The organism is Micromonospora sp. NPDC048947 (assembly GCF_040649495.1).
Lineage (GTDB): Bacteria > Actinomycetota > Actinomycetes > Mycobacteriales > Micromonosporaceae > Micromonospora > Micromonospora alfalfae.
This window is the reverse complement of the sequence record NZ_JBEZFO010000002.1, coordinates 233582-251222: the sequence shown is the minus strand read 5'-3', so window position 1 is coordinate 251222 and position 17641 is coordinate 233582. Positions and strand designations below refer to the sequence as shown.

Annotated in this window: 13 protein-coding genes; 7 read left to right on the top strand and 6 right to left on the bottom strand. The window is 71.6% G+C overall.

Annotation, left to right across the window (positions count from 1 at the left end):
* Positions 1–28 precede the first annotated feature (28 nt).
* From AB0B98_RS04540 to AB0B98_RS04520, 5 genes are all read left to right on the top strand, one after another.
* Positions 29–2230, top strand: a complete 2202-nt coding sequence (locus tag AB0B98_RS04540) for a GNAT family N-acetyltransferase (protein ID WP_357360877.1) — start codon at positions 29–31, stop codon at positions 2228–2230.
* A 60-nt stretch (positions 2231–2290) separates the two neighbouring features.
* Positions 2291–3607 (top strand): diaminopimelate decarboxylase, encoded by a 1317-nt coding sequence (gene lysA, locus AB0B98_RS04535; protein ID WP_238669683.1) that lies wholly within the window; start codon positions 2291–2293, stop codon positions 3605–3607.
* Positions 3607–4848, top strand: coding sequence for a GNAT family N-acetyltransferase (locus AB0B98_RS04530; protein WP_357360875.1), 1242 nt, complete (start codon positions 3607–3609; stop codon positions 4846–4848). The genes lysA and AB0B98_RS04530 overlap by 1 nt, the downstream gene beginning before the upstream one ends.
* Positions 4805–5788: an aldo/keto reductase gene (locus AB0B98_RS04525; RefSeq protein WP_357360873.1), complete on the top strand. Its 984-nt coding sequence runs from the start codon at positions 4805–4807 to the stop codon at positions 5786–5788. Before AB0B98_RS04530 ends, AB0B98_RS04525 begins: the two co-directional genes overlap by 44 nt.
* Before the next feature lie 119 nt (positions 5789–5907).
* The gene (locus AB0B98_RS04520) at positions 5908–6468 is read left to right on the top strand and encodes a snapalysin family zinc-dependent metalloprotease (protein WP_357360871.1); all 561 of its coding nucleotides are present in this window, start codon (positions 5908–5910) and stop codon (positions 6466–6468) included.
* 73 nt (positions 6469–6541) lie between these two features.
* Here the strand turns inward: AB0B98_RS04520 and AB0B98_RS04515 are convergent, their stop codons facing one another.
* From AB0B98_RS04515 to AB0B98_RS04495, 5 genes are all read right to left on the bottom strand, one after another.
* Positions 6542–7462: a hydroxymethylglutaryl-CoA lyase gene (locus AB0B98_RS04515; RefSeq protein WP_357360869.1), complete on the bottom strand. Its 921-nt coding sequence runs from the start codon at positions 7460–7462 to the stop codon at positions 6542–6544.
* A gap of 142 nt (positions 7463–7604) precedes the next feature.
* The gene (locus AB0B98_RS04510) at positions 7605–8972 is read right to left on the bottom strand and encodes a biotin carboxylase N-terminal domain-containing protein (RefSeq protein ID WP_238669678.1); all 1368 of its coding nucleotides are present in this window, start codon (positions 8970–8972) and stop codon (positions 7605–7607) included.
* A 71-nt stretch (positions 8973–9043) separates the two neighbouring features.
* Complete coding sequence (locus AB0B98_RS04505) at positions 9044–9643, bottom strand: TetR/AcrR family transcriptional regulator (RefSeq protein ID WP_238669677.1); 600 nt, start codon at positions 9641–9643, stop codon at positions 9044–9046.
* 100 nt (positions 9644–9743) lie between these two features.
* Positions 9744–12623 carry a hypothetical protein gene (locus AB0B98_RS04500; protein WP_357360866.1) on the bottom strand — a complete coding sequence of 960 codons (2880 nt, stop codon included), beginning with the start codon at positions 12621–12623 and terminating at the stop codon, positions 9744–9746.
* A 2-nt stretch (positions 12624–12625) separates the two neighbouring features.
* The gene (locus tag AB0B98_RS04495; protein ID WP_357360864.1) at positions 12626–14413 is read right to left on the bottom strand and encodes an HSP90 family protein; all 1788 of its coding nucleotides are present in this window, start codon (positions 14411–14413) and stop codon (positions 12626–12628) included.
* Positions 14414–14534: 121 nt separating this feature from the next.
* On the opposite strand from AB0B98_RS04495, the gene AB0B98_RS04490 reads away from it, so the two are divergent.
* A complete protein-coding gene (locus tag AB0B98_RS04490) occupies positions 14535–15758 on the top strand; it encodes an MFS transporter (protein ID WP_357360862.1) in 1224 nt (407 codons plus the stop codon).
* Here the strand turns inward: AB0B98_RS04490 and AB0B98_RS04485 are convergent.
* Positions 15755–16912 carry an FAD-dependent oxidoreductase gene (locus AB0B98_RS04485; protein WP_357360860.1) on the bottom strand — a complete coding sequence of 386 codons (1158 nt, stop codon included), beginning with the start codon at positions 16910–16912 and terminating at the stop codon, positions 15755–15757. The two genes, AB0B98_RS04490 and AB0B98_RS04485, sit on opposite strands and share 4 nt — an antisense overlap.
* Positions 16913–17018: 106 nt before the next feature.
* Between AB0B98_RS04485 and AB0B98_RS04480 the strand changes: the two genes are divergently transcribed.
* The gene (locus AB0B98_RS04480) at positions 17019–17591 is read left to right on the top strand and encodes a TetR family transcriptional regulator (protein WP_357360858.1); all 573 of its coding nucleotides are present in this window, start codon (positions 17019–17021) and stop codon (positions 17589–17591) included.
* Positions 17592–17641 lie beyond the last annotated feature (50 nt).

The following is a 17641-nucleotide window of genomic DNA, read 5'->3' as shown; positions in this document are numbered from 1 at the left end:
GTGGGGATCGGAAAAAGCGGGGGGACACGTGTCCGGAAACGGCGCGGAAGATTACTACGGCCTGCGCAGATGCATGGTGACGGCGCAGGAGGCACTGGACAGACGGTGGGCGGACGACGCGGACGTGGTCGTCGTGACCGACCCACCCCGGGAGCACTGGGCGGGTCTTCAGGCCGCCGGCTTCCGGATCAAGCCACGGTGGGTGACCTGGGGGCAACCCACCCCGCCCAGCGCGGAGGACTTCCTCGCCGGGCTCTCCAAGGCGGAGCGCCGCAACTTCAGGGACGTGCGGCGGTACGTCGACACGCAGGGGCTCACCATCGAGGTGCACGCCCGGCTCACCCCGGAGCTGTTCACCGAGTTCCTGGCCGTGTACGACGCGCAGATCGCCGCCATGCCGCACGGCCTGCCAACGGCGCACTGGGTCGACGCCACAGAGACCGGGCTCGCCGACTTCTTCCTCGTAGCGGCGCGCGCCGGGAACGAGTTGATCGCCGGTGTCGTCTGCCGCGTCGCCGCGTCCGACCCGGCCATGCGGATCGCCTTCTCCGCCGCGCGGCCGCAGGTCCGCCAGGCGATGATCAGTCGGGCGCTCTATCTGGCCGCGTTCGAGGAGGCCCGCCGGCGTGAGTTCGCCTGGATCTCACTCGGCACCGACCCCACCCTGTACGGCCACATCGCCCAGGCCGGGCTGTTCACCTTCAAGAGCCGACTCGGGTTCGTGCCGGTGCCGCTGCACCACCTCGACCCCGACGACGACGGCTGCGACGAGGCGGAGCTGGTCCTCAACACCGAACGGCTCAGCGAGCCGGCGCTGAGCCTCTGCTACGCCCAGCCACCGGATCGACCGGGCACCTGGGCGGATCCGCTGCCGATGCGGCTCGACGTACTCAGCCCGGCGCACGGCCTCGATCTGCGCCCGTACCGGGCCTCCTTCGTCACGGAGACGGTCGTGGCTCCACCGGGCGTCGGGGTGGCCGCGGACGGGGTCGTCGTGATCGTCGACCCGTTCTCGACCGGCGCGCTGCTGGCACCCGCCCTCAACCGGCAGGGTCGGCGCTGTGTCGCGGTTCTCACCGGAACCATCAACGAGCGGTACGCCGCCGGTCTGCGCCGCGACGACTTCCTTGCCGTGTTGACAGTGCGCGGCGAATCCCCGCAGGCCCTCGGCGCCGCCGCCGAACTGCTCGCACCGATGCGTCCGGTCGAGGTGATCGCGGGCAGCGAGTGGGGCGTCAACGTCGCCGACGACCTCGCGGAGCTGCTGGGGCTGCCCGGCAACGTCCGCTCGGCGGACCGTCCCCGGCGGGAGAAGCCCGCGATGATGAACGCGGTCGCCCGTGCGGGTCTGCGGGTGCCGCTCGGCGCGCGGGTGGGCAGCGTCGAGGAGTTGGACGACTGGCTCGCCACCAGCCGGGTGTTGCCGGTGGTGGTCAAGCCGGCCGCCAGCGCCGGCTCGGAAGGGGTGTACTTCTGCGCGGACGAGGCCCAGGCGCGGGCGGCGACGGCGAAGCTGCTCGGCGCGACCAACGCCATGGGCCAGCCGAACGACTCGTTGCTGGTGCAGGAGCAGCTCGTCGGCCAGCAGTACTTCGTCAACAGCGTGAGCCTCGACGGCCGCCACCACATCCACGAGATCTGGCGCGACGACCGCTTCTTCATCGACGGCCGCCCGGTGTACGACAGGCAGGTCCTGCTGGACGGGACCGGTGCGATCGAAGGCGTGCTCCGCCCGTTCGTCGAGGGGGTGCTGGACGCGCTGGGCGTGCGTACCGGCCCGGCGCACACCGAGCTGCTCGTCGACGACCGGGGGCCGGTCCTGATCGAGTCCGGGGCGCGGCTTGAGGGTGGCGTCACCCCGGCCGGGCCCGAGCGGGCCACCGGGGTGAGCCAGTTGTCGCTGACTGTCGAGCGGTACACCGACCCGGCCCGTTTCGCCCGGCGGATCGGCGCCGGCTACCAGCGGCAGCGGGCCCTGATGGTGGTCTGCCTGGTGGCGCCCTACGACGGCGCGGTCGCCGAGGGCGCGGCCCAGCGACTTGCCGAGATCCCCTCGGTCTTCTGCGGGTCGGCGTTGGATCTGCTGCCCGGCACCCCGGTGCACCGGACCATCGACCTGTTCACCTCGCCCGGCCATCTCTACCTGATCGCGGATGATCCGAGCCGGCTGGAGGAGGACTACCAGCGGATTCGTGCTCTCGAACAGAAGGATCTGTACGAGTACAGATAAGGGGTAGATCTTCGTTGGGTGGGCTATATCCTGAGCGCTGATCTCCCGAATGAGGATTTGATGGATGAGTTCACCTATCGCGACGGTTCCCTCTGGTGTGAAGGGGTGTCGCTGACCTCGGTTGCCGAGCGGTACGGCACACCAACATACGTCTACTCCGCGAGCACCCTGATTGATCACTACCGCCGATTCGCCAAGGCCTTCGACGCGGTCAGCCCATTGGTCTGCTTCTCAGCGAAAGCGCTGGGTAACGTACACCTGCTCAGGCTGCTGGGCCGGGAGGGCGCCGGCATCGACGCGGTCAGCGGAGGCGAACTGCACCGGGCGATGGTGGCGGGGATCGACCCCGAGCGGACGGTGCTGGCCGGGGTGGGCAAGTCCGAGACCGAGCTTCGGGAGGCGGTCCGCCGCAACATCCGCTGCATCAACGTCGAGTCCGAGGCCGAGGTCGAGTTGCTGTCCCGGATCGCCCGCGAGGAGGGCGCACGTCCTCGGCTGGCGATCCGGGTCAACCCCGATGTCGCGCCTGACCAGCGCACCCCGGCCCGGACGACCACCGGCACCCGGGGCGGCAAGTTCGGTGTCGACATCGATCGGGCCGGCGCGCTGTTCGCGCGTGCCGCCGCCGACGAGGCGCTGCGGGTCGAGGGCTTCCACATCCACCTGGGCAGCCCGATCTTCGACCCGCAGGTCTATGCCATCGCCCTGGACCGGCTGCTCGCCCTCGTCGCCCGGATGGAGGCGGCCGGGCACCGGATCACGACGCTCAACCTGGGTGGCGGTTTTCCGGCCGAGTACATCGACCGCACCGCGCCGAGCTGGGACGATTTCGCCGAAGTGATCGTGCACCGGCTCACCGGGTTCACCAGGCAGGGCGGTCAGGTCATATTCGAGCCGGGCCGCACCATCGCCGCCAATGCCGGAATTCTGCTCAGCACGGTCCGCTATCTCAAGCAGGCCGGTGACCAACAACTCGCGGTGATCGACGCCGGCATGACGCACATCGCCCGCGCGGCGATGTATGACAGCTACCACTTCATGTGGCCTGTGCAGCCACCCGCGGAGGCGATCCCCAGTTCACGCGACGTGTCCGGCGTCGAGGGTCTGACGACGTACGACGTGGTGGGCCCGATCTGCGAGTCGAGCGACTACCTGGCCCGGGGTCGGTCGTTGCCGGCGCTGAAGGCCGGCGACCACTTCGCGATCTTCACGGCTGGCGCCTATGGCATGACGATGACCAGCAACTACAACAGCCAGTTGCGCCCCGCCGAGGTGCTGGTGCACGGCGACCAGGTCTCGTTGATCCGTCGGCGGGAGACGTACGACGACCTGGTGGCGCTGGAACTGCTCGACGACGGTAGCGACCAGGACGGCTGATGAAGGACGACGTGTCGGTCACGGCCCTGCGGTCGGTCCGCGAGATCGGCGAGCAGGTGTGGAACGGCCTCGCCGAGGGTGAGGGGTTCTACCTCGGTTACCCGTGGATGGCCTGGGCCGAGACCGACCCGTCGTTCGTCACCACCTATCTGGTAGCCCGGGATGCCACGGGTGCCACGGTGGCGGCGGTGGCCACCTATCTCTGGGCCGGCGCGAGCGTGCCGTCGATGAACCTGGCGTACAGCCCGGGTCACATCGCTGAGGAAAATCTGGACCGGCCGCTGTCGGCCGAGGAGCACGCGGCGTTCCTGCCCGCGTTGCTGGTGGGTTCGCGGGCCGGCTACCACGGCGCTGTCGCGATCTCCAAGGAGTTGACCGGCGACCGGCGGGACGCTGTGCTGACCGCGCTCTTCGCCGAGGTGGAGGCACTCGCCGGGCGGCTCGGGGCGGCCAGTGTCGCGTTGCTCTACACGCCTGCGGAGCACCTGGCCGCGTACCAGGCGGCCTGGCATCGGGCGGTCGGCCCGGCCGGCCGCGGTCCGGTGGCGGCGATGCTGTCGGCCGAGGCGGTGTTGCCCGCGCCGGGCGGCGAGGTCTCCGACCGGGCCGCCGAGGCGGCGGACCGGCGGGAGTGGCGACGCGAACGCCGACGGTACGACGACGCAGTGGACCGGGTGGAGACGGTCCGGCTCTCCGAATGCGTGGACGTGATCGCGCCACTGCTCGGCGCGACCCAGCGCAAGTACGGCGGCCCGGACACCGACGCCGACATGCACAGCTACTTCGCGTCCCAGGTGCCGGCGCTGGACGCCTACAGCCTGGTGCTCCTGGAGTTCGCCCGCGACGACGTGGTCGGGTTCAGCCTCAACTACCTGTGGCCTGACGGGGTGTACGTCCGCGCGGCCGGCTTCGACCAGTTGGCGGCGGCGTACTCGTACTTCAACCTGACCATGTACCGCCCGCGCGGTCTGGCGGCTGAGCGCGGGCTGCCCCTGGTGCACCTCGGTTCGGGCACCTACGGCGCCAAGCGCGCCCGGGGTGCCGAGCCGAGGTGGACGGCGGGCCTGGTCCGGCCTCCGGTGGGCATCCCCGACGAGTTGACGCGCGCCTTCGCGATCGACGGCTCGGACTACCGGCAGGCGGTGCGGACCTGGGGCGGACCCGTCCCCACCATCCCCTCGCAGCAGGAAGGTGACCATGCACTATCGCAGGTTCGGTCGGCTGGGCTGGCAGGTCAGTGAGATCTCGTACGGCATGTGGGGGGTCGGCGGCGGCCTCCACGGCTGGACCGGCGTCGAGGACGACGAGAAGTTCGCAGCCCTCCAGCGCGCCGTAGAACTCGGCTGCAACTTCTTCGACACGGCCTGGGTGTACGGGCGCGGGCACAGCGAGCAGGTGCTCGGCGACCTGGTGCGGGCCAACCCCGGCACCCGGCTGTACGTGGCCACGAAGGTGCCGCCGAAGGACATGCGGTGGCCATCGACCCGGGACTCCACCCTCGATGACGTCTTCCCTCCGGAACACATCGAGGAGTACGTGCACAAGAGCCTGGACAATCTCGGGCTGGAGTCGATCGACCTGCTGCAACTGCACGTCTGGGAGGATTCCTGGACGGACGACCCGCGCTGGCGGGACACGCTCACCCGGCTGCGGGACGCCGGCCTGATCGGCGGGATCGGCATCTCGGTCAACCGATGGGAGGCGTGGAACGGCGTACGGGCGATCGAGACCGGGCTGATCGATGCCGTCCAGGTCATCTACAACATCTTCGACCAGGATCCCGAGGACGAGTTGTTCCCGGCGGCCACGGCGCATGACGTCGCGGTCATCGCCCGGGTTCCGTTCGACGAGGGCACCCTGACCGGCACGTTGACGGTGGAGTCGACGTGGCCGGAGGGAGACTGGCGCAACTCGTACTTCGTGCCGGAGAACCTGGCCGAGAGCGTCGCCCGGGCCCAGGCGCTGAGCGAGGACCTGCCGCCCGGGATGCCGATGCCGGAGGCGGCGCTGCGCTTCATCCTGGCTGACCCCAGGGTCTGCACCACAATTCCCGGGATGCGACGGATCGCGCACGTCGAGAGCAACATCGCGGTGAGCGACGGGAAACCCCTGGAGCCGGAGGTGTTGGCGACGCTGCGCCGGCACCGCTGGTCTCGTCAGCCGACCTGGTGGTCGCAGTAGCGGCTCTGCGTGAGGCACTGATCGGGGTGGGCGGTGACCAGGAGTTGGCAAAGTAGACATTGATATTTACGGATGTCTATGGCTAGGCTCCTGGCACCCCTCTCAGATCGGAGTCAGCGATGACCTCACGACTCAACCGGCTCGCCGTCGCGTTGCTCGCGACGACACTCGCCACCCTCGGCATCACGGTCGCCAACCCGTCGCCCGCGTCCGCCGCCATGACCATCTGCTACAACACCAGCCAGGCGGGAAGCTACGCCAGCGTCGCCAACCAGGCCGCCTCGATCTGGAACAACGCCACAGTCAACCTGACGCTCACCGCCAACTGCGGCTCCAACCTGCGCATCTACCGGATCACCGGCGGCGGCTCGTACGCCCAGCGGACCAGCCTCGGCAACGGCCGGGTCTACATCGACACCCAGCAGGCCGCCCAGTACAGCGTGCTGCGGATCATGACCCACGAGATCGGGCACATCCTCGGCCTGCCGGACAACTACAACGGAAACTGCGCGCTGCTGATGTCCGGCGGCAGCGCCGGCACCAGCTGCACCAACGCCTACCCGAGCACCGCCGAGGCGAGCCGGGTGAGCAACCTCTTCGCCGGCACGTTCAGCGCCACCGACCGCAGCGCGGACATCTTCCGCGACAGCTGGCCGAGCGTGCTCACCTCCGTGAGCTGACCGCCCTGGCACGTGGAAGGGGCCGGCGCGCGTGCGCCGGCCCCTTCGCCGCGTCCTCAGCTCGGCATCGTCCTCAGCTCGGCATCGGCGTCAGCCGGGTACGCGGACCGGCCCGCAGCACACCCGACGGCAGCTTCTTGCCGAGCAACTCCTCGGCCAACTCCGCCACCTCGATGAGCGCCGGCAGGTCGATGCCGGTGTCGATGCCCATGTCGTGCAGCATGTGCACTGCCTCCTCGGTGGCCAGGTTGCCGCTCGCCCCCGGCGCGTACGGGCAGCCACCGAGGCCACCGACGCTGGCGTCGAACTCGGTCACCCCCAGCTCCAGCGCTGTCAGCAGGTTGGCCAGCGCCGTACCCCGGGTGTTGTGGAAGTGCAGCAGCACCGGCACGTGTGCGTTCCTGTCGCGTACCGCGCTCACCAGCTCGCGGACCCGACGTGGGGTGCCCATGCCTGTGGTGTCGCCGAACGCGACCCGGTCCGCGCCGTCGCGGACCACCCGGTCCACGATCCCGGCCACCCGCTGCGGGTCGACGTCCCCCTCGTACGGGCAGCCGAAGCTGGTCGCCACGATCACCTCGACCCGCGCCGACGCGCCGTGCAGCAGGTCGATCAGCTCGGCGATGTCGTCCAGCGACTCGTCGGTGGACCGGTTGACGTTACGTCGGTTGTGGGTGTCGCTGGCCGAGACCACCACCTCGATCTCGGTGAACCCGGCGGCGAGGGCCCGCTGGGCGCCCCGGGTGTTCGGCACCAGCGCGGAGTACCGCACCCCGTCGGCCTTCATCGCCCGCTGCCACACCTCGTCGGCGTCGGCCATCTGCGGAATCGCCTTGGGGTGCACGAACGACACCGCTTCGATGCGGCGTACGCCGGTGCTGGAGAGGCCGTCGAGCAGCCGCACCTTGGCGTCGGTCGGGATCGGGTCCTCGTTCTGCAGCCCGTCCCGCGGCCCGACCTCACGGATCGAGACGAAACTCGGCAGGTCCGCCATAAGGGGTCACCTCACTGTGACGAAAGCAGTGCTTGGGGGTCCTCCCAGCATGCCACCCCGCTGTTGATCAAGAGGTTTGCGTCATTCGCGGCGCAGATCCTGACGCAAACCTCTTGATCACCGGGGGTGGGCGCCGGGGCGATCAGCGCATGCGGGAGACGATTCCGGTGTCGTAGGCGCCGGAGAGGAACTCGTCGTTGGTGAGCAGCTCGGCGAAGAAGGGAACGTTGTTCTTCGGGCCCTCGATCTGGAACGCCGCGACGGCCGCCTTCGCGCGGTCGAGCGCCTCGTCGCGGGTCGCGCCGCTGACGATCAGCTTGGCCAACAGGCTGTCGTAGAACGGAGTGACAGTGTTGCCACCGGTGTAGCCGGAGTCCACCCGGACACCCTCACCCGTCGGCTCGACCCACGTCCTGATCACACCCGGACCCGGCAGGAAGCGCTTCGGGTCCTCCGCGTTGATCCGCATCTCGATGGCGTGCCCACTCGGGGTCAACGCGTCCGGGTCGAACGTCGGCGCCAACCCGGAGGCCACCCGCAACTGCTCCTCGACCAGGTCGATGCCGTAGACGTACTCGGTCACCGGGTGCTCCACCTGCAACCGCGTGTTCATCTCCAGGAAGAAGAAGTCTTCGGAGCCGGGAGCAGTGCCAGCAGCGTCCCGCTCACGCGGGACCATCAGGCACTCGACAGTGCCCGCGTTGCGGTAGCCGACCGCCTCGCCGGCCCGCACCGCCGCCGCCAGGAGCCGGGACCGCAGCTCCGGCGAGACCGCCGGCGACGGGGACTCCTCGACCAGCTTCTGGTTGCGCCGCTGCACCGAGCACTCCCGCTCGCCGAGCGCCACCACCCGGCCGTCGGCCAGGCCGAGGATCTGCACCTCGACGTGTCGCACCCGGGGAAAGTACCGCTCGATCAACACCGAACCGTCGCCGAACATCCGCTCGGCGAACGCGCGCACCTTGTCGTACTCGGTGCGCAGCGCGGCCTCGTCGACCGCCACGCCCATGCCCATGCCGCCACCGCCGGCGGCGGCCTTGACCATCACCGGGTAGCCGATCTCGGCCGCGGCCGTCACCGCAGCGTCCAGGTCGGCGGCCGGGTCGGTGGTGCCCGGTGCGACCGGCACACCGGCCGCCGCCATCAGGTTCCGGGCGTTGATCTTGTCGCCCATCGCGGTGATCGCGTCCGCGTCGGGTCCGACCCAGATCAGGCCACTCGCCTCGACGGTCCTGGCGAACTCGGCGTTCTCCGACAGGAAGCCATACCCGGGGTGGATGGCCTGCGCACCCGTCGCCTTCGCGGCGGCGAGGATCGCCTCGGTGTTGCGGTAGCTCAGCGCCGGGTTCGGTGGGCCGATGAGGACCGCCTCGTCCGCCTCCGCGACGAATGGCAGGTCGGCGTCGGCCTCCGAGTGCACAGCGATCACGCGGATGCCGAGCCGCTTGGCGGTCCGGATGATCCGGCGGGCGATCTCGCCCCGATTGGCGACCAGCAGTGACTCGATCATGTTTCCTCCCGGCGTCCGGATGGTGGGACGATGTCAGGGAATCATGACCGGCACGGTTCTGACGAGTCGGCTCAGGCGAGCAGCGCGGCCAGTGTCGCGCCGCGCAGCAGCTCGGCGCGGCGTCGCCGGTCCACCTCACCACCGAGGAACGGCGTCGAGTTCATCAGGCCGAACGCGGCGTGCGCGAGAACCCGCGCCTCACCGTCGGGCATCCCCGGGTGCAGCGCGGTGAGCACCGTCACCCACTCCTCGACGTAGAGCCGCTGCAGGCGACGGATCCGGCGCCGTGGCTCCTCGGGCAGGCGGTCCAGCTCGTGCAGGTGCAACGCGATCACCGCCGGATTGGCCAGCGCGAACTCGACGTGGAAGTCGATCAGCGACTCCAGCACGCCGCGCGGGTCGTCCGAACGCCCGACGGCGCGTTCCCGCCCACCGGCCAGCAACCCCTCACTGACCGGAATCAGCGCGGCGGCCAGCATGGCTTCCTTGCCGGCGAAGTGGTGGTAGAGCGCCGGACCGGTGACCCCGGCGGCGGCGCCGATGTCGTCCATCGACACGCCGTGATAGCCGCGCGCCGCGAACAGACCTACCGCGATCTCCAGGATCTCGTCCTTGCGGGACCTGCGCCGGCCCGCACCCGCCGCACCCCGTGCCTGCTGCTCCACCGTCACCGGGCAAGCCTAGACCGCGAGGAGCCCGCGATGGTTGCCGGTTACTTCCGTCCGCCCCGGGCCGGGCCGCCCCTGAACTGGCCAGGGGCGGCCGGCGAGGTCAGTCGTCCTCGTCCAGGTCGTGCTCCGCGCGCAACGCGGCGGCTTCCCCGGGTCGATCGAGCAGATCGAGCACCCGGGCCAGCAGCCAGGCCGTCTGGCGGACCTGCCGCGAGGCGGCCGGCAACCCGCCGAGTACGCGGCGCAGCAGCGGCTCCGCCTCGACCGGCCGATCCAGGCGCAGCAGCAACTCACCGATCAGGGTCTCCACCTGGGCGGCCTCGCCGAACGCCTCGATCGACCGCAACCGGTCCGGCACCCCGGTGAGCCGACCCAGCGCCTCGTCCAGTCGCTCCTCCCCGGTGAGCACCCGCGCTCCGGCCTCGGCCGCCATCGCCAGCTCGTACAGCACCGGCGGATCGGCCTGCTCGGCCAGCTTCGCCGCCAACCCGTCCACCACCTCGACGGCGCGCAACGCCGCGTCCCGGTCGTCGGCCCAGAACCAGGCGTACGTCTCCCGCCGGCGAGCACGCAGCTCATCCAGCGGCAGGTCGCCGAGCCGGTACGCCTCGGCCGCGGCGGCGAACCGCTCGCCCGCCGCCGCGTCCCGGTCCGCGTCGTAGAGGATCCCGCCGGCCTCCTCCAGCACCTGCGCCCGGTGCGGAAGGTTGTCCGGTCCGTCCAGATTGCTGGCCAACTGCTCCAACAGCGCCAACGCGGGGTCGATCTCACCAAGTCCGGCGTAGACGCCGGCCAGCAGGTGCCGGCAGCGGTCCGCCTCCGCCTGGGCGCCCAGCCGATCCAGACCGAGCACTGCCTCCTCGGCGACCTCGGCGGCCTCGGCGAGCCGGCCCACCATCCGGTACGCGTTCGCCAGCTCCCACCGCAGGAACGCGTCCCCCTCGGCGCCCCGCTCCACGCACAACGTCACCGCCTCGACGAAGTCGTCGACCGCGTCCGGGGCCCGGCCGGCCGCCAGCAACGCCCGGGCGCGGGCGACCCGGACGGGCAGCTCCGCGTCCGCCGGTGCCGCCTCCAACGCCTCGTCGCAGGCGGCCACGGCATCCGCCGGGTCGTCGACCAGCCGCGCGTACGCCAGGCAGGCACCAGTGACCACCTCGCCGACACCCAACTCCCGGCCGATCCCGCGGGCCTCGTCGACGGCGGCGCGGGCCTCGTCGACGCGGTCGGTCTGCTCCAGCAGATGCCCCCGGTGCAGCGCGATCCGGGCCGCCAGGTGCCGATCACCGCCCGCATCGGCAGGTACCCGGTCGAGCGCGGCGAGCGCGTCCGCCCAACGCTCGCGGTGCAGCAGCGCCAACGCCACCCGGTCGTGTCCGGCCGCCCGCTGCTGGGCGTCGCCGAGCCGGTCCAGGACCTCGGCCGCCTCCCGGACCAGCAGCAGACCCTCCTCGGTCTCCTCGTCGGACCGGGTCAACAGCACCCCGAGCCGCCCGGCGACCGTCTGGGCCGCCACCTCTTCGTCAGCCTCCCGGTACAGCTCCAACGCCGCCCGATTCAGCTTGATCGCACCCTCGATGTCGTCCTCGTCGCCAAGCTCCGACGCCCGCAGCGCCAGCCGGTGCGCGGACGTGCTGGCGGGCAGCTCGGCGGCGCCGAACCGGTCGTCGAAGGCAACAAGCGCCGCCCGGAAGGTGCCCCGGTCGTGCCGGCCCCAGCTCTGTTCCGCAAGGTCCAGCAGATCGTCCGGGCCGGCGTCGGCGGGCACTGTCGCGGCGGGTCGTTCACCCTTGGCGGGCGGTCGCACGCCCTCGGTGGACGACGCCGACGTGCCCGGCCTGGCGGCCGGCTCGTCCCCGACCGGTTGGGCCGGGCGACGGCGGACGCTCGCCGACAGCGGCACATGCTCCCCGCTCGCCTGCACGGCCAGCCGCCTGGCGATCCACTCCGACTGGTGGCTCGTGCCGTTACGGGCGTCGAAGCGGGCGGCCAGACCGGCAGCGGTCTCGGCCAGCTCGTCCGCCAACGACGCCGCCGACACCGCGGCGGCCGGCCGCCCCTCGGCGGCCCGGCGGTAAACGGCCGACGAGCCGGCCTGACGCAGCGCGGCGACGGCCGCCGCCGCGAAGTGCATGGCGGCGGCCGGCGACGGCGGCCGGTCCAGCCAGTCCAGGTGCCGCTCGACCAGCTCGATCGCCCGCGCCTCGTTGCCGGTCAGCGTGCAGAACTCGACGTGGTCCGCGATGTCCCACAGGTTGGCGAGGTTGCCGCGCAGCCGGCGGTAGGCCTCCCGGTGCGCGTCCCGCGCCTCCTCGGCCCGCCCGGTCCGCAGGTACGGCAGGAGCAACGCGGTGAGGATCGACTGCGGCTGCTCGTTGCAGTTGAGCCGGCCGGCGAGCACCGGCTCGGCCAGCTCCACCGCCTCCACGTCCCGCCCGGTGTCGGCGAGGTAGCCCACCTGGCTCGTGGGGTCACAACCGGCGCAGTCGGACAGTCCGTCGCGCGGGGTGGTCTGCCAGAGCCGGTACCAGTGCGCGGCGGCCTCGACGTCGCCCACGTGGTCGGCGACCCGGAACCGGTGCTTGTGCACTGCCTGCAGGCTGTGCCCGCCGGCCCGGTAACGACGTTCCATGTCGTCCAGCACGGCGTACGTGCGGTCGAGCGGCACCTCCGGGAAGTTCAGCAACCCGTTGATCATGTACTTGAAGTGCCAGAGCAGGTTGTGCAGGTGACGCTGGTGGTACGGCTGGGGGTCACTGTCGAACTCGGACAGACACCAGGAGAAGGTCACGAAGGACTTGGCCGGCTCACCGCCGTAGATGTAGCCGGTGGTGGCCTGCATCCGGGTCACGAATGCAAGGTGCCTGTCGTCGGCGGCATCCACCCGGCGCAGCAACTGCTCCAGGGCCGCGATCTGCCCCGCCCCGTACGGCATGTCGGAGATGCCGCGCAGCACACGCCACAGATCCTCGTCGCTCATGCTCACTCCCGTCCCGGAACAGCCCGGCCGAGCAGGCCGAGGAAGGAATCGTTCAGCAGCGCGGCGTCGGCGGCGCGGATCGGATGGTGGCCGAGCAGCAGCGCCTGCCCGTACAGCGCCTCGATGGCCAGACCGACCAGCTCCGGATCGCTCAGCATGGTCACCCGTCGTACCAGCGGGTTGCGGTGGTTGAGCACCAACTGCGGACGGTCCGGCGGGGCGGTGGCGGCGAGCGCGTCGAGCACTCCACCCCACAGCTCGTCGGCCCGGTCCCGGCTGGCCGCGAGCTGGTCGTTGAACGCCGCCGACCGGCTGACCAGGTAGAGCGCGGGCAGCGAGACCGGGTCGTACGCCCGGATGACCACCTCGCAGCCGGAACGCTCGACGGCCCGTTGCGCCGCCGCGAGGAACTGTCGCAGCGCCAACTCCACCTGCGGGTCGAGCGCGTCGAACCGGGTGGTGAGGTCGCTCGGCTCCAGCCGCTCGATGAGCACCGAGCGGTCCACCACCGGCAGCCGCTCGATCAGCTCGGTGTCGTACGTGTAGCCGGCGTTGACCACCGCCAGGTCCTGCGCGGCGGCGACGGCGGCGAGCTGGCGGAACTCGTCCAGGCTGGCCGCGTAGCGGACCACGCCGTAGCGCTCCCGGAACTCGGCGAGGGTGAGCGTGCCGACATTGGTGTCCATCGGCCACCACCTGTCGACCAGCCGGAGCATCTCGTCGTCGTGCAGCGCCAGGGCCTTCACGCCGAGGTGGTGCACCTGGAGGAACTCGGCCAACCGGTGCGGGTCGTGCCGGGCCAGTCGGACCAGCCAGCCGCGCACCTGGTCGCCGAGCGCCTCCCGGGTCGCCGTCAGCAGGGTGTCCTCGTAGAGGGCCTCCCGGCTGGCGGTCGGGCGCAGTTCGGTCGCGTCCACCACGCAGTGCGCGAAGAACGCCCACTCCGGCAGCAGCCCGTCGGCGTTCTCGGTGAGCAGCATCCGCTTGAGGTAGACGCGGTGCCCGGCCCGGGCCGCCGGGTTCACCGGGGTCGGCAGGATGACGGCGACACCGGTCAGCCCGGCCTCCGGCACGGCCAGCGGCAGGACGTCGAACGGGTCCACGCCGAGTGTCTCCCGGGCGTACCGGATCAGCGCCGCGCGGTCCAGTGGCGCTCCCGGCGTGGTCGGCCAGGGCGGTTCCCCGGTGGTGGTGACGACGTCGCCGACGCGGACGGTGACCGGCAGCAGCGCGCCGAAGAGCCGGGCCAGGTCGGTGACTGTCGCAGTGGTGAACCACTGGTCCGCGTCGCGGCGGGGCACCAGCGTGACAGTGGTGCCCGGCTCGGCGCGGGCCGCCTCCGGCGGGGCCACCGTCACCGCGTAGCGGCCGTCGGCGTACCCGGTCCAGCGAACAGTGGGGTTGTCGCCGTGCCGGGTGAGCACCTGGATCTCGTCGGCCACCAGGAAGCAGGAGAGCAGACCGATGCCGAACTGGCCGAGGAACTCGTGCCGGGAGAAGCCCAGCTCGTCGCGCTTCGAGCTGCGGCCGATGGTGGCCAGCAGCTCGTGCACCTGCGCCTCGGTCAGGCCGATGCCGGTGTCGTGCACCCGTAGCGTGCCGTCGCCGGTGCTGTCCGGGGGTTCGATGCGTACCAGCGCCGGCGCGTCCGGCTCGGTCCCGCGTCGGGCGGTGATCGCGTCCACCGCGTTCTGGAGCAGCTCGCGGACGTAGACCCGCGGGCTGCCGTAAAGGTGATGACTGAGCAGGTCAACCACGCCACGTAGGTCGACCTGGAAAGTGTGGTCCACGCCTGTTGTCTCCCCGGTCCCGGTGCCGGCGCTCACCGTACCCATGATCACCGACAGGCGCGGTCCCCTTCCTGCCCGGCGGCTTGACCCTCGACCCGGTCGAACCGGCACGGTCGCCGGCATGACTTCCTCCGCTCTGGGCCGGGACTTCCGGCTCCTGTGGTCCGCGGCCGTCTCGTCCCGGTTCGGGGACGCGCTGCGTACCCCGGCGCTGGCCCTGCTGGCCGCGACCGCGACCCGTGATCCGCGGGTCATCGCGGCGGTCACGGTGGCCGGGCAGTTGCCGCCGCTGCTGTTCGGCCTGCTCGGCGGCGTGTACGCGGACCGCTGGGACCGCCGTCGGACGATGGCCCTCGTCGACGGGGTACGCGCTGGCGTGGTCGCGGCGCTGGCAGTCGTGGTGGCGCTCGACCGGGTCAGCGTCCTGGTGCTGCTGGTGGCGGCATTTCTGCTCGCCACATTGGGCACTCTCTTCGACTCCGCCTCGTTCGCGTTGCTCCCCGCGTTGGTGCCGCCGGACGCGCTGCCCCGGGCGAACGGCCGGCTCCAGGCGGGGTCCGCCGTGGCCGGTGGCTTCCTCGGAGCGCCCGCCGCCGGTGTCCTGTTCGCCGTCGCCCCGGCCCTCCCGTTCGCCCTCGACGCCGTCACCTTCGCGGCGGCGGCCCTGCTCGTGCTGGCCCTCAGTCCGCCTCCCGCCGGCACCCCGGGGACGACACGGCGGCGCGGCTCGGTGTGGAGCGAGATCGTCGAGGGTCTGCGTTGGCTGCGGGCGCACCGGACCCTGTGGCGGATCACGCTGCTCACCGCCGCGAGCAACCTGGCGATCAGCGGCATCATGGCGGTGCTGGTGCTCTACGCGCTGGACGTGCTGCGGGTGCCGCCGGCCGGGTACGGGCTGTTCGCCGCCGCCGCCATCGTCGGGGGCGTGGCGGGGGCGCTCGGTGCGGGGCGGCTCGCCGCAGGGCTCGGCACGGTGCCGGCGCTGCGTGCGGTGCTGGCCGTGGAGACCGTGGCGCTGACCGGTTTCGCGCTGGCTCGGCATCCGGTGTCCGGCGGGATCGCGCTTGCCGTTTTCGCTGCCGGCACAGTGGTGTGGAACAGCCTGTGGGCGTCGTACGGGCAGCGGAACGTGCCGAGTGAGTTGCTGGGCCGGGTCGGTGCGGCCCAGCGGATGGTCGGTCTGCTCAGCGCGCCGCTCGGGGCGGCGCTCGCCGGGTTGGCCGCCGCGGCGTACGGCACGGCGCCGGTGACGGGCGCGGCGGCGGCGACGTTCGCGCTGGTCACCGTCGCCGCGTGGCGGACGCTGCGGCCGGCCGCGCCCGTTGTGTTGAGCCGCGCGGGCTAGCCCGGCGTCCGCTCCCGGTGCGACAGCCCGGACAGGCGCAGCGCGATGCGTCGGCGGGCCGGTGGAACGGCACCGAGCAGCCGGAGCAGCACGTCGCGGGCGGGCCGACGAGCCGGGGAGACACCGGCCATCCTGGTCAGTCCGGCGGCGAAGCTCAGCACGTCCTCGGCCATCGGCCGCTGCCGGGCGGTGTAGTCGTCGAGCAGCGTCTCCGGGCCACCGTCGAGCACGTCGGCCACTGCGGTGCCGAGCGCGACAGCGTCGCAGATGCCGAGGTTCATGCCCTGCCCACCGGCCGGGCTGTGCACGTGCCCGGCGTCGCCGGCCAGCAGCACCGGCCCGGCTCGGAAGGTGTCGGCGATCCGGTGGTGCACCCGGAACCGGGAGCCCCAGAGCACCTCGGTCACCTGGTCGGGTCGTCGCGCCGGGCCGCGCTCGTCGAGCAACGCCTGGAGGTAGGCCGCGTCCGGTTCGGCCGGGGCGCTGTCCACGGCGGCGACCAGCCGGACCACCCCGCCGGGCAGTGGTGCCCAGACCAGCGGCCCGGGGCGGGCGAGGAAGAGCGCGGCCTCGTCGCGCGGCAGCACGCTGCGCACCCGCACGTCGGCGAGCACGAAGGACTCTTCGTCGCTGCTGCCGGTGAAGCCGATGCCGGCCAACTGTCGGACAGTGCTGTGCAGGCCGTCCGCACCAACCACGAACCGGGCCCGCAGCGCCTCGCCGTCGACCTGCGCGAGCATGCCGTCACCGGCGCGGCTCAGCCCGGTGAGCTGGCACGGCCGTCGTACCTGGACGCCACGTTCAGCCAGCTTCTCGGTGAGCACGGCCTCGGTGACCGCCTGGGAGACCAGCAGCGCGTAGGGGAAGCGGGACGGCAACTCGTGGAACGGCACCGACAGCAGCACCCGGTCCCGGTCGCGCACCGTGAAGCGCGGCGTGCGCACCGCCTGGGCGATCAGCGGCGCCGCGGCGTCGATCCGGTCCAGTACCTCAAGTGTGTACGCGTGCACGACGGCCGCGCGGGAGGTCGTGGGCGGTGCGGTCAACCGGTCCAGCACTGTCACCTCGACCCCGCGCCGGGCCAGCGTCAACGCGATGGCGAGACCGGTGGGGCCGGCGCCCACCACCAGGACCTCGGTGCTCGTGGGCAGCATGGCCACCTCCAGATCGACTGGGCCAACGGACGTTGGCAAACGCTTGTTGGCAACGCTAGGGCCCTCCCAATTGCGTGTCAACAGGTGTTGGCATACGGTCGTTGGCATGACCAGCCCGACGCGCTCCCGCCGCTCCGACGCCACCCGGGCGGCGATCCTGCGAGCGGCCCGGGAACGGTTCGCGGCGGACGGCTACGAACGCGCCACGATCCGGGCCATCGCCGCCGACGCCCAGATCGACCCGTCGATGGTGATGCGCTACTACGGCAGCAAGGAAGGGCTCTTCGCGGCGGCGGCCGAGTTCGACCTACGCCTGCCCGACCTCACCTCGGTGCCACCCGCCCACCTCGGTGAGGCGCTGGTCCGGCACTTCCTCGCCCGCTGGGAAGGCGACGAGACACTGGTGGCGCTGCTGCGAGCCGCCAGCACCAACCCCGGCGCCGCCGAACGCATGCGCGGCATCTTCGCCGACCAGCTCACCGCCGCAGTGGCCACGTTCGGCAGCGACCCGGCGCTGACCTCCCGACGGGCCGGCCTGGTGGCCAGCCAGATCCTCGGCCTCGCCTTCACCCGATACATCGTCCGCCTGTCGCCCATTGTGGACACCACGCCGGATGAGCTGGTCGCCTGGATCGCGCCGACCCTCCAGCGCTACCTGACCGGAACGCCACCGGGCTGACCCAACCTTTTCCCACCTCCCGTGCGTCTGCCAGATGACGCGTACTGCGC